The following is a 17,757-nucleotide window of genomic DNA, read 5'->3' on the forward strand; positions in this document are numbered from 1 at the left end:
GTTTAGTTTACAGCAGCACTAACTAAACCATTGTGCCTGAGTAAAGCGGTCGTACTCGGTTCACGACCCCGGAAAGTTTTAAACACCTCCATTGGATGCTGACTACCACCAAGTGCCAGCACCGTATCTCGATAACGCCGACCTGTAGCTTTTATAGCCTCTTCATCTTCTAACCCCGCTTCTTCAAAAGCGGCAAAAGCATCAGCACTCAGTACCTCAGCCCACTTGTAACTGTAATATCCTGCTGCGTAACCACCTTCAAAAATGTGTCCAAAAGCACATAAAATTGAATCTTCTGGAAGTGGCGGTAAAACAGTAGTAGTCTTGGCTATGCGATGACGCACATCGGAGGGAGTTTCATTACTACCAGGGCGATAGCGATAGTGTAGTTCTAAATCAAGACTACTCAGGTGGATCTGCCGCAACGTGGCAGTACCACTCATATAATTACGTGCCGCTAGCAGCTTTTGATAATAATGCTCTGGTAAGGCTTCACCAGTTTCGTAATGCTTCGCCATTCCAAAGAAAGTGGGTCGCTCATAACACCAGTTTTCCATAAACTGACTAGGTAGTTCCACTGCATCCCATTCCACATTATTGATGCCTGCGGCTCCGGTATAGTCAACTTTAGTGAGCATGTGGTGTAATCCATGACCAAATTCGTGGAACAAAGTCTCTACTTCATAGAAAGTCATTAAACTAGGTTTACCATCTACGGGAGGACTTTGATTACACACCAAATAAGCTACAGGTAAGCGGATGGTAGTAACACCATTTTCAGTGATTTTGGCTCGATTGATGCATACATCCATCCAAGCACCACCGCGTTTCTCGGCTGGACGGCTGTAAGGGTCTAAGTAGAAGTAGGCTATGGGAGAACCAGTTTCGTCAGCAATTTGGAAATAACGGACATCTTCATGCCATACTGGCGCTTGACCATCGGCAGAGGTGACAGTAACGCCAAACAGCCGCTTGACTAGTCCAAATAAGCCGTCTAACACTTGGGGAAGAGGGAAGTAGGGACGCAATTCTTCAGAGGTAAAGGCAAATTTTGCTTCTCGTTGGCGTTCTGCCCAAAAGCTGATATCCCAGTGTTTTAAATCCTCAGCCTCTGCTGCTCCCTGTGATGCTGCAAAAGCTTTGAGTTCTGCCAAGTCTTTGACAGCAGCATCATAACTAGCGCGGCGTAGTTCTTCTAATAGGGCGTTGACTGCCTCAACATTGGGAGCCATTTTACTAGCTAGGCTCAATTGGGCAAAACTTTTAAAGCCGAGTATATCTGCGAGTTCTTGGCGCAACTTCAAAATGCGCTTAATTAAGGGGTTGTTATCCAAATCCCCACTAGAAGCGCGGGTGATATGAGCTTTGTAGAGTTTTTCACGCAAATCTCTACGGGTACTGTGCTGCATGAAAGGGCCATAGCTGGGGAAGTCCAAAGTAATCCGCCAGGGGCCATTTTCTGGTGTGGCATTGCTTTCGCCAGCTGCACGAGCCGCTTGAGCTGCTAAACTTACTAAGCTTGGTGGTAAACCGTCAATTTCAGCTTGTGTTGTTAGGGTTAAGCTGAAGGCTTTAGTAGCATCAAGTACATGGTTAGAGAATTTGGTAGAAAGTTCTGCTAACTCCATTTGTATGGCGTTGAAACGCTCTCTTGCCTCTCCTTCTAAGCCAACACCAGAAAGTTCTGCATCTCGAATGGCGGCTTCTACAATGCGCTGTTGGGCTAATTCTAAGGTTGCCCAACTTTCACTAGTGCGGAGTGCCTTAAAAGCATTATAGATAGGTTTACTTTGACCAAGCTTGTTGATAAACTGTACAACTAGTGGCTGTACGATTTCATGAGCTTCGCGCAGTTCTGGGCTATTTTTAACACCCATTAAATGATTCACCACGCCCCAACTCCAAGTAAGCCGTTCTGTCAGCTTTTCTAAGGGTTCTACTAAACCACTCCAAGTAGGCTCTACATTAGCCTCCAAGGTGGCAAGCTGCTGCTCAAGTTCTGCCAGCAACTCATTGAAGGCTGGTACTACTCGCTCTGGTTTAATCTCTGCAAAGGGAGGTAAACCACTGCCTTGAAGTAGGGGATTGTCGGAAATAATGGTACTTGCACTCATGGTTTTGTGTGAACTGCGAGGGAATAAAAATCAACAATGATTTTGATTTATATATTTCTAATGTAGCGATCGCAGCGCGAGTTAGTCTGGCCATTATGACAAAAAGGCGAAAAAAGCGAGAATTCCTCACAAAAATATCCCGATACAGCAATTTTGTTTAGTTTGTGAACAATATCTGACGGCGTAACAGTTCCAGAAATATTAAAGCGATCGCCCGCAGAGTGCATTCATCTACCTCAACTTTACCAAAGGCGATGCCTATGGCGGGCTACGCCTACCCTAAAAGACATCATTAATGTACTATGTCAAACAGGTAGCGCGTCCGCCAGCATGGGCGTTATCCCAAAAGCGCAGTTTTAGCCCAAGAATCCCACATTTTCAAGGCGTGGGAGTGTCAAATTAACTTAATGCGATCGAGCATCCTTGCCGAACCGAAAAGGTAGGCTGTATATTTATGATTTTATTTGGCAACTCATCTTTTTACTCGTAAAATCGAAAACAAGATCAAGGTAAGTAGAAAATAGTCCCTAAATTAATGAATACGTTAATCAGTCAGGGTGGAAGAGCTATCACTAAATTTCAGGTGGTAGACCGGATAAATGATATCGTTTGGCAAGCTCACCAAGGTAGCGTTGCTGCGATTATTCAACTATTGAACGAAAAGCTAGCCAAGTCTGGTGTCAGAACTAGAGCCATATTTTCTGATGGTGTCTTACAACTTTTGTGCGAGGCGGCTAGCATAGAGCAACTTGACCAATCTCCCCTCGTAGAACAAATCCAGCAAATTCTTGATTCCATCGCGCCGCGTCACATTCGGCGAGTCAATATCAACAGTCGGATTGTTCGGGAACAACAATTACTGTGGTTAAAAGAAATAGATAGCGATCGCGACAACCAATTGCTTTGGTCACAGGAAATTACCTTAATTCAGCCTAATCTTGTAAAGCAATTGATTGCAGATTTCACAGAAGCTAAAGCTGAACTAGGAAAGCCAAATTTTCCTAGAACTCAAGTCTCTCGTCCTTTAGTACTTATTAACAAAGAAAAATACAAAAATAAGCCTAAAGCAAAGATATTAGCTGCGGCTGGTTTATGCTCACTGTTGTTGCTTAGTTGGGTTGTTTATGCCCAGTTAGGTAATAATCTGATAAATCTAATGCAATTACAAACTTCTAAATCTATAACTCCAGAAAATACGAGCAATAGAAAAGTTAAAACACTACTTAGTCCTGTTAAGAATAGCCTTTCTGACCCGTCTGATGATCAATTTGCCACAGCCGTGCGAATTGCTAACCAAGCTTCTGCATCTGGTAAAACAGCCACAGTCTCAACTCAGTGGTTAGAGATAGCTGCTAAGTGGCAACGGGCTTCAGATTTAATGAGTAAGGTGCCACAAAAACACAGCCGTTATCAGGAAGCGAAGATTCGTACTCAACTTTATAAAAAATATAGTGAGGCGGCGCAGAAAGAAGCAGGTAAGAGTAAATCTTAGTTTTTTTATTATAAAACTTCGATTACTGAGCAGGCACAATTCAGTAGACAATGATTTTTACTTAAAATCTATTATCACATATTGTATAATCATGACTGGTGGCTCAGAATTTCGATTTTTGTACCAAATACTATTGGGGACAATTGGAAAAAAATCGACCTTATTGTGTTTTTAATAAAGTCGATTTAATTAAGCAGATTGACTTCACGAATCAATCTAAAATCCAAAATCCGTATGTCCCCTAACTCAGGAGTTCTCCTGTTTCTTGCAGGGAGTGCAAGCGGCGATATATCCCCTCGTGACGCAAGAGTTCATCGTGGCTACCCACTTCTACAATCTTTCCTTGCTCAAGAACCACAATTTTATCGGCTTCTCGCACTGTACTTAGACGGTGAGCAATCACGATGGTGGTGCAAGTACCTTGAATCGATCGCATAGCTAGCTGAATTGAACGCTCAGATTCATAATCTAAACTAGAGGTGGCTTCGTCAAAAATCAGTACATCTGGTTCTACTAACAACGCCCTAGCAATTCCCAAGCGTTGTCTTTGTCCTCCAGATAGTCTGACACCTCGTTCTCCCACGATGGTGTAATAACCTTTGGGTAAGTGCTGCACTACTTCATCAACTCTGGCAATTCTACAGGCTTTTTGAACCTGCTCCAAACTAGCATTTGGTCTGCCATAGGTAAGGTTATCCAATATAGTACCGTTAAAAACATCTACTTCTTGGTGAACGATCGCTAACCTTCGTCTATACTTACCCACATCCAAAGTGCGAATATCTTGACCATCAATCAGAATTTGACCTTCTTGAGGCTCAAAATATCGCAACAGCAATTTCACTAAAGTAGACTTACCAGAACCGGAACGCCCCACTAATGCGACTGTTTGGTATGGCTCAATCAACAAGTTAATATCTTGCAAAACTTGACGGTTGGCATCATATCCAAAAGTGAGGTGCGACAACTCAACTTTTCCAGTAAATTTATAAGGAGATTCTGTCTGGTTACTCTCTTCTAAAAGACTAGCTGAATCAGATGGAGTTGGCTCTTGGAGAAATTCGTGAAACCGCAGCATAGGAGAATAACGACGGGCAAAAACTTCTGCCAAAGCACTAATTGGTTCTAATTCGGCATAAGCCATGCTAGAAAGAGTTAAGGTCATGACAAAGTGACCAAGAGAAATTCTCCCATCTAATGTTGCTGCTAAAGTCAAACCCAGAATTGTAAATACACAAAACTGAATTACAGTTCTTTGCCAAGTAGTCAGTATCGTATAACCTTTGTGGATGCGACTCTCAACCACCGTTAGTTCACGATCTAAACGTTGCTTTTGCCGTTTCAGTTCCCTAGCTTCTCTAGCAAATGCTTTCACCGTTTTGATATTAGTAATCAATTCAGAAGTACGGCTTTCGGTGTCTTCACCGTATTTATCTAGAATAGTTTCGTGCCCAATCAACCTCTGTAAATCTTTTAAAGTTAAGCCAAGGATAACTACAAAGGAGATTAGATATAGAACTGCAATTCGCCATTCAATCACCAAAATAAACAAGAAAATTCCTAGTACACGAGCTAGTTTAGGAATCAACTGTCCGGCAATTTCAGGATAACTAAAAGTGTGATTAGAAATACCTCTTGCTATTCTTCCAGCAATACGTCCGGGGTTATTTTCATCATAAAATTCGAGTGGGAGAGTCAGAATTTTTTCTATCGCTGTTTGGGCTTTCTCTCGACGCACCCTTAAAGCTATATCCCAATGAAACCAATTGGTTAACCAGGGTTGTGTTGGCGCTCTCACTACAGTGACAACGAAAATTAAACTCAGTAATACACCCAAAGATAGAGTTTTATTAACTGGGTAATTGGTGATATCCGAAAAAGTTGCGATCGCACTTTGAAGTGGTTTATCCAAAGGTTGATTAGACAAAACGTTTAAAATCTGCCCGATCGCGTAAGGGACAACCAAATCAATAACTTCGTAAATGCTAGATGCTGTAATACTGAAAACACTCTGCTTCCAGTAAGAGTGAAAGTAATTGACAATATCTTGAAATTTGGCCATGATGCACACCGTCCAAGAGCGCGATCGTAAACTTGGAATTTATATACTACATTTGTATTACAAGCTAGTCAAGTGCTATAGATTTAAATCACTCCTTTGGAGTAGTGGGCATTTGTGCGGGGACAAATTCTAGGCGATAGCGATAGAGAGCAACTGGTCGAAAACCAGCTTTAAAGTAATCTGGATCTTGGGGTGAAAGATAAACAGCAGTAACTTGATCTGCCTCAATTGCCGGATTAGCTGTTGGAAGTTTATGATAAGCGGTGGTAGATTCTACAGAGTTTAAATAAGGGCGTGAACCGCCTTTGAAAATTTGTTGAAACACTTCTGTAGTGATGAATTTGTCATCAGGGCTAGTTTCTGTAGCCCGTGCAGTCACAATAGAAACTAGTTGCCGACTGCTACGTAAGAACGTAATCTGACGATTAGGTGAATCTGGATCTACTTTGACTAATAACACAGCTTCATCCCCTAAATAAGCTCTTGCCAAATTCAAGCTATTAAACGCTCTATCTGCTACTAAGATCGGGGACTTTCTATTTAGCTGAGGTAATATTTTTAACCCAGTAATAGATGGTTGCTCTTTGACAAATCTTACTACAAAACTCACAAGCTGATTTAATTGTCGGCGATTACCTTCAAATCCTGGGGTTACGATTTCTGGTGCTAAAGGTGCAGCTAAATCTACTAAAGTACTTGTAACTTGCCAAGTACCAGCCATCCATTCAGGGTAAACCAAATCACCCGAAGCAGGTTGTACGGAAGTTAATTTTTCCCATTGGGGAAAATTTACTAACCGTTGAGATAACTCTCCTGCAATAGCATCGCCACTCCAAAAAAGGAATAAAAGCAGCAAGCAAAAATTCCAAATCGCCTTTATTGTAAGCATTAGTAGTTTTATATTGAATGTTTATTATTTACCAATTAAAAATTAAGTCGGTTTGTGTAAAAAATTAAAACTTTATAGTAGTATATTTGACCTTACAATCCCAAATTATGGTTATAACATGACATTGGCACTAGGCATGATTGAAGTTTATGGCGTTCCCACAGCAGTAGAAGTGGGAGATGCTATGTGTAAAGCTGCCCGTGTAACCCTTGTTGGTTATGAAAATACTGATTTGGGACAAATTACCGTGTTAATTAGGGGGGTTGTGGGCGAGGTAAATGTAGCGGTGACAGCAGGACTAAAGGCGGTGCTGCGAGTTAACGGCGGTGAGGTGATTTCTTATCATATTATTCCTCGCCCTCACGAAAATTTAGAATATGTTTTACCGATTCATCGCAGCGTTAATGTGGAGCAATTCGGTGCAGATATCCGATTTCCTCCACCCCTATCAGTTTAGCTTTAAATTTCTGCTGGTAAAGGCTGCCAAAGTTCACCATACTTCTCTTTTAAAGTCTGCCAAGCTTCCACCTGTCCGGGTTCATATTCGCCAGGTTTACCCCATTGCAAAAACAGGCTTAAAGCAGGCTCTTGTTTATCATCTAAAAACCGGATAGCATAGGTTGTAAAATTCCCCCTCTTTGCTTCACCTGTTTCAAATTTCACCTGAGTGATTTTGTCCATATTCAAGTGAAATTCAAACCCTTCAGTATGCATATTCGCGTACTTTCCTTTAGGCAATTCTGCATAAAATAACTTTTCTATTTTGCCTCGCGCTTCCAATACAGCAGCGCTGCTAGTAACAATTAAACGCAAAGTTCCTAGAGTTTCACAAGCTTCTAAAAATTCTTTCAAAGTAGTACTCATAAATCGCTATCCTTTCTCAGTTTTTTGACCAATGACTAATGACTATTTTTCGTATTGTTCATAAGCAGCAACAATGCGCTGAACTAGAGGATGGCGCACGACATCTTTTTGAGAAAATTCGCAAAAAGCAATGCCTTCAACATGTTTTAAAATTTGTAAAGCCACTCCTAAACCCGATTGTTGATGAAGTGGTAAATCAGTTTGTGTCATGTCGCCTGTAATTACCATCCGAGAACGGAAACCCAAACGAGTCAAAACCATTTTCATTTGAGCGGGTGTAGTATTTTGCGCTTCATCCACAATTACAAAGGCATTATTAAGGGTGCGTCCCCGCATATAAGCGAGTGGTGCAACTTCAATTACGCCGCGTTCCATTAAACTGGGTACTTTTTCAGGGTCGATAAATTCATAAATAGCATCATAAAGTGGACGAAGATAAGGATTAACTTTCTGTTGTAAGTCCCCAGGCAAAAAACCAAGTTTTTCACCAGCTTCGACGGCAGGGCGAGTTAAAATTAGCTTTTCAAACTGGTTAGCAAGGAGTGCTTGCACAGCGACAACAACAGCGAGATAAGTCTTACCAGTACCAGCAGGCCCAATACCAAAGGTGAGATCGCGTCTACGGAGTGCATCGATATATTGACGCTGGCGGAAGGTTTTGGCACGGACTTCTTCGCCCCGGCGACTTTTGGCGAGGACATTTCGCTGTAAATCTTGCAGTTCCCCTTGCCGATCGCTATCTATGGCTTGACGAGCTGTTAAAATATCGGCACTGGAAATAGTATTGCCTTTAATCCAGAGGTCTTCAAGCGATCGCACTAACCGAGAAGCCAGATCAATTTGCCCTTCGGTACCAGAAATCAATAATTCCTGTCCGCGTAGCACTAAAGTGGCTCCTGTTTGCCGAGATAGCATTTTGAGATTTTCTTCTCCATCTCCGGCTAGAGCGATGGCACTAGGAATATTGGGCAGCTGAATTGTTAAAGCACCTGCCATAGTATTTCTTAATTGGTGAGGATCTGTGTTTGACAAAGGTTAATCTTTTTTCGCCCTTAGCGAAATTACGCTTTTACTATTTATATTGTGGAAAAATCTTTGTAACAAATGAATCTTCATAGGGGCATAAAGCTGTACGCCCAGTTAAAAAGAGGAAAAGGGGCAGGGAGCAGGGAGCAAGGGGGGAATCCCCATACATGAATGGATTAGCTCTAAAGTAAGGACGTATTATTTCTCGTGTTACACATCAAATAAATACTTTTACTTTTGGGCATAAATAAATTTAGTTACTCTCTAACCCTTGTGACAGGTTAATTCTAGTATCTTTTCCCCTGCTCCCCCGCCTCTTCGGTGAAGAGTTCAAAAAAATATCCAAAAATCTTTTTGCTACTTTCAATCTTTACAAAAATTCTGAGCGGCTGTGATTACCTCCGCTCAGACTTGCTCTCTAGTTTGAAACTAGCGGAGGCGGGGCTTAACAATGGGTTTAGGCCCATCATTTCCACGCGGTTCTCTCCTAGTAGGCGGTGGCGATCGCTCTTCTGTCTCTTCATCAAAAGACATACCTTCGCGGCCTGGCGTGGTGCTGCCGTAGATATCCAGGTATACTGATTGCCCAGCTGCGGCGGCGGCAGCGGCAATTACTGTACGAATCGCTTGAATATTGCGTCCCCCTCGACCAAACACTTTCCCTTTATCTGTGCTTTCAAAGGCGATGCGAATCCAAGCCCGGTTGAGGGCCTGAGAAATTTCACAATCGACGCTTAAAGTCTCTGGAGATTCCAAAAACGGCTGCACTAAAAATCGAACCAGCCCAACATAGTTGGGACTAGCTGTTGGGGATATTGTTCCCGAATTATGATGCGGCTGTAGGTGTGGCACTGACCTGTTCAAAAACATTGGCTTTTACTAAAATGCGACGGACGGTGTCAGTAGGTTGAGCGCCTTGTTGTAGTCGCTTGACGATGCCGGGAACGTCTAGTCGCACTTCATCGGTTCTAGGATTGTAGAATCCCAACTCTTCTAGGGGACGACCATCGCGGCGAGCGAGGTTGTTAATGGCGATAATGCGGTAACTTGCTTCCCGCTTTTTACCGTATCGCTTCAAGCGCAGTTTGATCATGGTTAAAGAATCATTCTCCTAATTGGTAAGTATGCCGAAATGCTAATTTTAGCACTGGTCTAGCATTTGGTGCTATTTGTCATTAGTCATTAGTCATTTGTCAATTATTCTTTCCATGCCCCATGCCCAATGCCCAATAACTAAAGATTACCAAAGCCTTTTTTCTTTTTATCTTTAGGTTTCTTCTTTTTCGTGGCTGAGGCACCGCCATCATAACCTCGCCATCCGGGGGCTGGGGGACGATTGCCTGCACCTGCGAAGGCGTTGCCCATGCCGCCACCGCCGAACATTCCAGGCATTCCAGGGAAGCCACCTTGACCCATTTGCTGCATGAGCGATCGCATTTTTTGGAAATCACCTACTAGTTTAGTCACATCTGACTCTCTATAGCCGGAGCCAGCAGCAATCCGCCGCCGCCGACTAGGAGAACTGGCTAATAAATCAGGGTCATGGCGTTCTTGGCGAGTCATGGAGTTAATCATCGCCTCACAGCGTTTGAGCTGGGTTTCTCCCTGCTTAAGCTGATCGTCTGAGAGCTTATTCATCCCTGGAATCATCTTGATGAAGCCTCCCAGAGAACCCATGTTCTTTAGCATCCGCAACTGCTTGAGAAAGTCAGTAAAGTCAAACTTCGCTGACAAAATTTTCTCCTGCATTTTCTCAGCGTCTGCTAAGTCAAACTCTTCCTGGGCTTTTTCTACCAGGGTCAGCACATCGCCCATTCCCAGAATTCGGGATGCCATGCGATCGGGATAAAACGGTTGTAGTGCCTCTACTTTCTCACCCACGCCTACAAATTTAATCGGCGCACCCGAAATTTTTCGCACCGAAAGCGCTGCACCACCACGGCTATCACCATCCATCTTGGTGAGAATCGCCCCAGTAATTCCGATCTGCTCATGGAAAGTGCGGGTAAGATTGGCTGCCTCTTGACCAGTCATCGCGTCCACCACCAACAGAGTTTCATGGGGTTGGACAGTTGCTTTGATGCGGGCTAATTCCGCCATCATGTCTTCATCAATTTGTAGGCGTCCAGCAGTATCAATAATTACTGTATTTACACCTTCTGCCCTAGCGCGTTCTACACCTTGCCTTGCAATTTCTACGGGATCGGCGTCGCTTCCTAGTTCAAATACTGGTACGTCAATTTGCTTACCCAACGTCACCAACTGGTCGATCGCTGCTGGGCGATATACGTCTGTCGCCACCAACAAGCAGCTACGATCTAATTTTCTTAAATGTAATGCTAACTTAGCGGTCGCTGTGGTTTTACCAGTACCTTGCAACCCAGCTATTAACATAATAGTAGGCTGTTCCTGAGCTTCTGCGATGGGAACATTTTCTTCTCCCATCACCTGCACCAATTCATCGTGAACAATTTTGATGAACTGTTGGTCAGGTCGCACGCCAGTAATCACCTCGGCTCCCTGTGCCTTGGCTTCGACTTCGCTAATAAAATCTTTGACTACCTGGAGATTAACATCTGCTTCCAACAAGGCGCGGCGCACTTCGCGCAATGCATCTTGAATGTTGGATTGAGAAATTTTGTCCTGTCCCCGCAGTTTTTTCCAGGCGGCTTCTAAACGGTCAGATAGAGCATCAAACATAATGTAATTACAGGTAGTTCGCCAATAGGGAATTTTGAACCGCCGATGAATGCGATTCCGAATTTCCGTTAAAGTTTAAACGTGCTATCTACCAGCTTAGTATTTTTCACCCCGACTGTAGCAACCAGATACTTACCTTTATTGAAGTGGCAAACTGTCCTTTGGGATGAATCTTGATTTTTTCAAAGAGAGAAATCCCAGCACTATAGATGAAGTAAGGATTTTAGTGGGAATAGTTGAGAAAGCGCAGGAGAGCGAAAATATATGAAAGAATATAGAGCATATATGTGTGACTTTGGGCATCAGTGGTCACTTTTCAAGGATAAACAAGACCCTGAAGATGAAACATTATGCAATAACTCTCTGAAACTCTTATTCCTTTGCGTCCTTTGCGGTTCGTTTTATCATGATTTTTTTACGTAAGTCCTGTAAAAGAGAGCTTTACACATAGCTTATTCATTTGAAAACTGTTGTAATCGCCATTTTATGATTGAGTTGCTCCTGGTTTTGAACGCTGTTGTTGATAAAAACGGACAACTTTTTGCACATACTCAGCAGTGAAACCTTTATTACAACCTGTATAGCTACCAGTCATCCACCAACAAGCTGCACCACGCACAGATGCAATTTCATTATTGTTGGTGGCGCGAAACTGATTAGTTAACTCACGGCGCGTGATACAGGATACAACTTGGCGAGCGATCGCAGGGTTATTTTCAAACTGCGTCGGTGTCAGTTCTCGTTTGAGACAAGTTCTTGTCCAGCCTTTGAGGGTTTCTGGTTTAACTTGCCATTCGCTGTAATATCCATCGTTGGGGTTTTTTGTCTGCGGTGCAGCTTGTTGCAACGCCTCTACCATCGCCGCAACTTGGGTATCAGAAACCGGCTGCTGTGCTTGAGCTAATAGTGGCAATAGTCCGGAGGTGACAATAACTCCGTTGAGTAGTAATCCTATGGGTTTTTTGATCATAAGATAACATTCTATGTGTTTACACTATCAATTAGATTAGAAACCTACTAAATTTTCTATCGTATCGGCATCATTTGGTAATGCGGCTGTTAAAACTTCGCTACCTTCTGCGGTAACTAAAACATCATCCTCGATGCGGATTCCGCGCACATCAGCAAATTCAGATAAACGTTGCCAATTCACTACATTCTGATATTTTGAGCGAACATTAGTATCATTTAAAATTGCTGGTACTTGATAAAAACCAGGTTCAATTGTAACTAACATTCCTGGACGCAAAGGACGATTTAAACGGAGGTAGCCTAAGCCAAAGCGATCGCTTCGAGAACGTCCCTCTTCATACCCAGCTAAATCACCCAAATCTTCCATATCATGAACATCTAAACCCAGCAGATGACCGATACCATGAGGAAAAAACAGCGCGTGGGCATCCATCTCGACTAAATCTTCAGGGTTTCCTTGTAAAATGCCTAACTCTACTAAACCTTCGGCTATAACTGTGGCAGCTAACAAATGAATGTCCCCATACTCTACACCAGGGTGGATTTTGGCAATGCAAGCATCATGGGCTGCCAGCACAACATTATAAATATCTCTCTGGGTAGATGAAAACTTACCAGAAACTGGCCATGTGCGAGTTACATCACCTGCCCAACCCGTTTCAGTTTCAGCGCCGACATCGGCAAGCAGTAAGTCACCTGGTTGTAGGGGATGATAATACTGTTCGTTATGCAAAACTTCACCGTAAACGGTGACAATACTGTTGTAAGAAGTTGTCATATTATGGGCAATAATTACCCCTTCCATCGCTGCCCGAACTTCTGCTTCCAGCTTCGCTTTAGGTGTTGCTGCCATCCCAGCTTTGTGTGCCTCAACAGTAACAGCAGCAGCTTTTCGTAACTGGGTTAATGCAGCTTCATCGTGAGTGAGGCGGAGAGAAACGATCGCTTTAGCTAACTCCAAGTCAATTCCTTGGGGAGGACTTTGTGGTAAAACCCATCTATTTAATAGCTGCGATTGTTGCGTCCAAGTAGCTGCATCTTGTACAGCAAGTGTGGCAGCATCTTCTAGCCTAGACTCTAATTCTGCCATTGGTCTAGCCACATCCGCCCCAATCTTTTGAGCTATTTCTTCACGCGTTGGCATTTCTCCATGCCAAAGAGCGCTGCTAGGTGATGGATCGTCTATAAATAGTTCTAGTTTGCCGCCTTCTAAACGAATTGCTGCATTTGATAATGGCACTCCAGCAAAATAGAGGAAATGACTGCTAGCGCGAAACGGAAAGAGATTTGCAGGAAAGTTGCGCGGACTGTTGCTACCTGACCACAGAATTGCTGGAAAATCAATGAGGTTGGCTAATTGTTGGCGTCGGTGGCGTAAAGTATCGACGAGAAAAGTAGAAGTTTGTTGGATTAGCATAAATAGAAACTCAAAGAGAAGGATAAAGGTTATAACTTTGCCTTTATTTAGTCGTTATCATCTTTATCGTTTTTATCGTCATCGTGTTTATCATTCTTGCGATCGTCATCTTTGTCGTCATCTTTGTCGTTCTGCTTTACCTGGCTAGGTTGTACGACTGGTTTTTGTTGCTCAGTTGGAGCAGATGGCTGCGGTACCTCAACAACACAACTAACTAATCCTCCAGATATTACCGCTAAGTTGACAGCAGCAAAGATGCTTCTGAGAATTTTTATGGTCATGTTTCCGTTCTGCTTTGACATTGACCCCATTTTTTGGAGATTGTATTCCTAATTTATCAGGGGTTGAGGCATCTAAAACTACATACAAATGAGTGAAGTTCATAATGGTAAGTAGTGGCATAAATATCTAATGCACTTCTAATAAATATAATGCTGTCTAATTTTCAAGGTGACTCTAATGGGACAAACCATTACTCAGGTTGATGCTTTTACCAATAGACCTTTCGCGGGAAATCCTGCTGCTGTCTGTGTTCTGCCCACTCGCCAAAATGAACGTTGGATGCAAAACGTGGCGCAGGAGATGAATTTATCTGAGACGGCTTTTTTAGTTAGACAGGATGATGGCTTCAATCTGCGTTGGTTTACGCCCACAGTGGAAGTGCCGCTTTGTGGTCATGCAACTTTAGCTAGCGCCCATGTACTTTGGTCAGAGGAGCATTTATCACCTAATGAAGTTGCGCGTTTTTACACCAAAAGCGGAGTGCTGATTGCGAAGTTGCAAGGTGAGTGGATTGAGTTAGATTTTCCTGTGAATCATTCACAAGAAACAATTGCCCCGCAAGAACTCAAGGCTGCTTTGGGTGTCCCATACAAATCTGTTTTCTTGAATTCTTTGGGCTATTTAGTAGAATTAGAATCTGAAGATTTGGTACGGCAAATACAGCCAAATTTCCAAATACTGAAAACATTGCCTAATTCTGAGATTATTGTCACCAGCCTTACCGACTCTGATTCTGAATATGATTTCGTCTCTCGCTTCTTTGCGCCGGGTTTAGGGATTGATGAAGACCCTGTAACTGGGGCGGCTCATTGTTGTCTCGCTCCCTTCTGGCGCGATCGCTTGCACAAAGATGAGTTATTGGCTTATCAAGCATCAAGTCGCGGTGGCGTGGTAAAAGTGTATTATGACGGAGGCGATCGCGTCTTTTTAAGCGGACAAGCGGTAACTGTTATGCGAGGCGAGTTAATTACCGCATAAACCTAATATTACAAATCAATAGCATCTGGTAAAAACTCAGCATCAAGAATTAGGGTAATCGAATAAGGAAACTCCACTGGAAACGTATTTATTAGTAAAGCAAAACTCCGTCGTAGCTGTTGTGAACTTGCTACGGCGGAGAAAGGAAAAATTAAAACGCTAAGAGCGAGCAGGCCAAATGCTTGCATCACAAGGATAGAAAGAAAGCAAAAATGAAGAAGTAAATTTACCTTTTACTTTTTACCTTGTACATTTTACCTAGTCTCTCCCTCGGCGTTTCCTACTGTGCTAGATGTGCAAAATATATAGTTTTTACTTCAACAGAAAAGTATTCTAAGGATCATTTTTGATGTATTATCTTAAAGGCTAAATACAAACAATTCACCAAAAAAGGTTGATGTGCGACCATTTAGGCGATCGCGACGAAAATTCCAAGAAAAAATAAATAAAAAATTAAATTTAGTAGAATTACTCTAGTGAATCCCCAGTCACTATCGCTTTAATCATGACTTGATCGAGCAAAAATGGCTAATAACTATAAAATTTGTAGAACAACTAGTGTCATATCATCAGTGTTTTGCTTATCAGCACCAATGAATTGCTCAACTTGGTCAAATAGGTAATCAACAATCTCCTCTGGGCCATTGCAGTACTTACAAGCCGTATTGAAGCCAGCAACGAAGTTATCTTCATCGAAGCGATCGCCACTAGCACCAGCAGCATCGGTCAAGCCATCTGTATAGTAAATAATTGTATCCCCAGGCTCTAACTGTGCTTGGGCATCTTCATATTGGCTGTTAGCATCCAAACCGATTAACATTCCTAGAGTATCTAAACGGCTGACAGTTTTCGTGGCTGCGTGCCACCACAAGGGAGGATTGTGTGCTGCATTGCTATAAGACAAAATTCGGCTGTGGGGATTATATTCTGAATAAAATAGCGTTATAAAGCGGTGGGAATTTTCCAAATCCGCATACATAACTCTATTTAAGTTTTGTAGAATTCCGGCTGGGGAGTTACCGTGTAGCACTTCTCCTCGTAACATTCCCCGCATCATCGTCATAATCAGCCCAGCCGGAACACCTTTGCCCATGACATCTCCAATAACCAAACCCCAGCGACTATTTTCTGTGCTGCTTTTGGTTTTGAGCTGAATTTTATTGTGATTGGTAGCAATAAAGTCATAGTAGTCCCCGCCGACGCGATTGGCAGGTTTACAACGTGCCGCCAGGACTGCACCAGGAATTGTGGGACATTGACGTGGCAAAAGTCGCCGTTGAATTTCTGCGCCAATTTCTAATTCTTGGTCTAGGCGTTCTTTTTTTCTTAGTTCTACAGCTAGTTCATCGTTTTCGATCGCAACAGCTGTTTGGTCTGCTACTAACCTAACTAACTTTTGCCTGGTTTCTGTCCAACTATATTCTGGGTCGCGGCTCAAGACATAGAGCCATCCCCGTTCTGTATGCTTTACCAGAATCGCCGTACCAAAGATTTGCACATCTGGCCCCAGATAGCGATGCATCTGATCATCTAAAATCCCCGTGGCATTGGCTAAAGGCGCAGCATTGGGCAGAAGCGTGATTTGACTGCTGGCTATTTCTAGCGCTTTGCGGATATTTTTTCGCTGGCCACTATCTTGCCAATGTAACTGCTCTAATCTTACTTGACCATTAGGTTTGTAGAGAAACAGGGCGCTGCCGTCTGCATCTGTCACTCTAGTTGCCATCAGAGGGATCAGTTCCAAAAACTGATTTAAATTATTGAAACTTCTTAGGGCAAATCCTAAAGAACTGAGCAAATCTTGAATTTTGTTCTGTTCCCGGTGCAACCTTGCCACGAGTTCTTTTAGTGCTACGACTGGTGTGACATCTGTCGCGGCACTACTATTGTTGTCAATGGGTTGAGAGGGCAGTTGAGACACAGGCACAGGTACTATTGCACTTTATATTGGCAGATTTTAGATTATTTATAAATCTTTTGGCTTTGGCATTGCTAAACCATATTTAGATAAGACTTGTCACTTTAGCAAGAGTATAAAGACGTAACAAGCAACTTTTATCAGTATTTTATTTGCTTATTGTATTTCTGATGGAATATTTGTGATTTCAAATCATGTATTTTTAGCCAAAAACCAATCCGTAAAAATTACTAGTTTCATTGAGAGTTAAGAAAGCTTTTCATTTTTTCATAACTTAATTACCAAAGCATATCTCTAAAGTCATAAAAATACTTTATTCAAAGAATAATTCATAACGCTTTCAGAGTAATTGTTTGGGCAGAGGCAACTAGGAAAGGAGAATTTTTTTGAGTGAAAACTCGGATTACTAGAGAAAATATTTGTAGATACTTTCGCAAGTAAGAGATGAGAATACACCTGGAAGTGTTGAATCAGCTTACTTACAGCAATTCGCTTTTTGAGTCCATAGTAGACGGTTTTGCGAAGTTCTGATAGCCGGAAGCCGTAGTTTTCCTGATGTTGACTGGCGCTGGGCAAACAGATGACGCTCTTACTCCACTCTTAAGTAAGTTACGTGTAGTATGCAGTTCTGCCAATTTGTTAAGGCAGTTCCTTCGATACTAAGAATGCAAGTCGCCATAGCCAATACCAGTTACCTAGAAAGGCAAACCCTTCTACAGTGCTGAACTGATCTGGACTGGCTCCCCAACGCACTGCTCACTACTCAGACTGCTGTCCATCTTGCAATGTTGTATTTGCAGGGGTGAGCGTCTTGCTTGCCCTTTAAATTGCTGCAAGATGGGAGCTTCCGAGGTTTTGTGTGTTGCGTCTAAATGCCCATTCAGAGAGTGAAAAAAGGCACTAGCTTGAGATTTTAGCAAAAGTTATCCATTTATTGCGACAAACTTATGATTTACAAGAATTGATCTGTTTCTAATGAGTTCAAGTGATAATACCAGATCAGTAATCCCTAAATTTATCAGTTGTCAAGAAAAATATTTAAC

The 17,757-nt window shown here is 42.6% G+C and carries 17 protein-coding genes; 3 read left to right on the top strand and 14 right to left on the bottom strand.

The features are described from left to right. Positions 1-2: 2 nt before the first annotated feature. Together RMY00_RS03975 and RMY00_RS03980 are read right to left on the bottom strand one after the other, a co-directional pair. The gene (locus tag RMY00_RS03975; RefSeq protein WP_322646299.1) at positions 3-2,114 is read right to left on the bottom strand and encodes a M3 family metallopeptidase; all 2,112 of its coding nucleotides are present in this window, start codon (positions 2,112-2,114) and stop codon (positions 3-5) included. A gap of 47 nt (positions 2,115-2,161) precedes the next feature. Continuing rightward, positions 2,162-2,341: a hypothetical protein gene (locus tag RMY00_RS03980; RefSeq protein ID WP_322646300.1), complete on the bottom strand. Its 180-nt coding sequence runs from the start codon at positions 2,339-2,341 to the stop codon at positions 2,162-2,164. Positions 2,342-2,649: 308 nt separating this feature from the next. On the opposite strand from RMY00_RS03980, the gene RMY00_RS03985 reads away from it, so the two are divergent. Further along, positions 2,650-3,606, top strand: a complete 957-nt coding sequence (locus tag RMY00_RS03985; RefSeq protein ID WP_322646301.1) for a hypothetical protein — start codon at positions 2,650-2,652, stop codon at positions 3,604-3,606. Between the two features lie 241 nt (positions 3,607-3,847). On the opposite strand, the gene RMY00_RS03990 is transcribed toward RMY00_RS03985, so the two are convergent. Both RMY00_RS03990 and RMY00_RS03995 read right to left on the bottom strand, forming a co-directional pair. Then, positions 3,848-5,668 (bottom strand): ABC transporter ATP-binding protein, encoded by a 1,821-nt coding sequence (locus RMY00_RS03990; protein ID WP_322646302.1) that lies wholly within the window; start codon positions 5,666-5,668, stop codon positions 3,848-3,850. Between the two features lie 88 nt (positions 5,669-5,756). Continuing rightward, a complete protein-coding gene (locus RMY00_RS03995) occupies positions 5,757-6,557 on the bottom strand; it encodes a DUF6816 family protein (RefSeq protein ID WP_322646303.1) in 801 nt (266 codons plus the stop codon). A 118-nt stretch (positions 6,558-6,675) separates the two neighbouring features. On the opposite strand from RMY00_RS03995, the gene RMY00_RS04000 reads away from it, so the two are divergent. Beyond that, on the top strand, positions 6,676-7,014 hold the full coding sequence (locus RMY00_RS04000) for a carbon dioxide-concentrating mechanism protein CcmK (protein WP_322646304.1): 339 nt from the start codon (positions 6,676-6,678) through the stop codon (positions 7,012-7,014). 2 nt (positions 7,015-7,016) lie between these two features. Here the strand turns inward: RMY00_RS04000 and RMY00_RS04005 are convergent, their stop codons facing one another. From RMY00_RS04005 to RMY00_RS04040, 8 genes are all read right to left on the bottom strand, one after another. Then, the gene (locus RMY00_RS04005; RefSeq protein ID WP_322646305.1) at positions 7,017-7,421 is read right to left on the bottom strand and encodes a ChuX/HutX family heme-like substrate-binding protein; all 405 of its coding nucleotides are present in this window, start codon (positions 7,419-7,421) and stop codon (positions 7,017-7,019) included. A gap of 42 nt (positions 7,422-7,463) precedes the next feature. Further along, positions 7,464-8,417 (bottom strand): PhoH family protein, encoded by a 954-nt coding sequence (locus RMY00_RS04010; RefSeq protein WP_322646306.1) that lies wholly within the window; start codon positions 8,415-8,417, stop codon positions 7,464-7,466. A gap of 459 nt (positions 8,418-8,876) precedes the next feature. Continuing rightward, positions 8,877-9,317, bottom strand: coding sequence for a KH domain-containing protein (locus RMY00_RS04015; RefSeq protein WP_322646307.1), 441 nt, complete (start codon positions 9,315-9,317; stop codon positions 8,877-8,879). After that, the gene (rpsP, locus tag RMY00_RS04020; RefSeq protein WP_322646308.1) at positions 9,274-9,540 is read right to left on the bottom strand and encodes a 30S ribosomal protein S16; all 267 of its coding nucleotides are present in this window, start codon (positions 9,538-9,540) and stop codon (positions 9,274-9,276) included. Before rpsP ends, RMY00_RS04015 begins: the two co-directional genes overlap by 44 nt. A gap of 140 nt (positions 9,541-9,680) precedes the next feature. Then, positions 9,681-11,147 carry a signal recognition particle protein gene (gene ffh / locus RMY00_RS04025; protein WP_322646309.1) on the bottom strand — a complete coding sequence of 489 codons (1,467 nt, stop codon included), beginning with the start codon at positions 11,145-11,147 and terminating at the stop codon, positions 9,681-9,683. A 484-nt stretch (positions 11,148-11,631) separates the two neighbouring features. Continuing rightward, positions 11,632-12,117, bottom strand: a complete 486-nt coding sequence (locus tag RMY00_RS04030; protein WP_322646310.1) for a hypothetical protein — start codon at positions 12,115-12,117, stop codon at positions 11,632-11,634. A gap of 36 nt (positions 12,118-12,153) precedes the next feature. Continuing rightward, on the bottom strand, positions 12,154-13,536 hold the full coding sequence (locus RMY00_RS04035) for an aminopeptidase P family protein (protein WP_322646311.1): 1,383 nt from the start codon (positions 13,534-13,536) through the stop codon (positions 12,154-12,156). A gap of 47 nt (positions 13,537-13,583) precedes the next feature. Further along, on the bottom strand, positions 13,584-13,817 hold the full coding sequence (locus RMY00_RS04040) for a hypothetical protein (protein ID WP_322646312.1): 234 nt from the start codon (positions 13,815-13,817) through the stop codon (positions 13,584-13,586). A gap of 178 nt (positions 13,818-13,995) precedes the next feature. Between RMY00_RS04040 and RMY00_RS04045 the strand changes: the two genes are divergently transcribed. After that, positions 13,996-14,796, top strand: a complete 801-nt coding sequence (locus RMY00_RS04045; protein ID WP_322646313.1) for a PhzF family phenazine biosynthesis protein — start codon at positions 13,996-13,998, stop codon at positions 14,794-14,796. An 8-nt stretch (positions 14,797-14,804) separates the two neighbouring features. Here RMY00_RS04045 and RMY00_RS04050 read toward each other — a convergent pair whose 3' ends face one another. Together RMY00_RS04050 and RMY00_RS04055 are read right to left on the bottom strand one after the other, a co-directional pair. Next, entirely contained in the window at positions 14,805-14,984 is a 180-nt protein-coding gene (locus RMY00_RS04050) for a hypothetical protein (protein ID WP_322646314.1), read from the bottom strand. A gap of 347 nt (positions 14,985-15,331) precedes the next feature. After that, a complete protein-coding gene (locus RMY00_RS04055) occupies positions 15,332-16,723 on the bottom strand; it encodes a PP2C family protein-serine/threonine phosphatase (RefSeq protein WP_322646315.1) in 1,392 nt (463 codons plus the stop codon). Between the last annotated feature and the right edge of the window lie 1,034 nt (positions 16,724-17,757).

Source organism: Nostoc sp. ChiVER01 (assembly GCF_034531155.1).
Lineage (GTDB): Bacteria > Cyanobacteriota > Cyanobacteriia > Cyanobacteriales > Nostocaceae > Nostoc.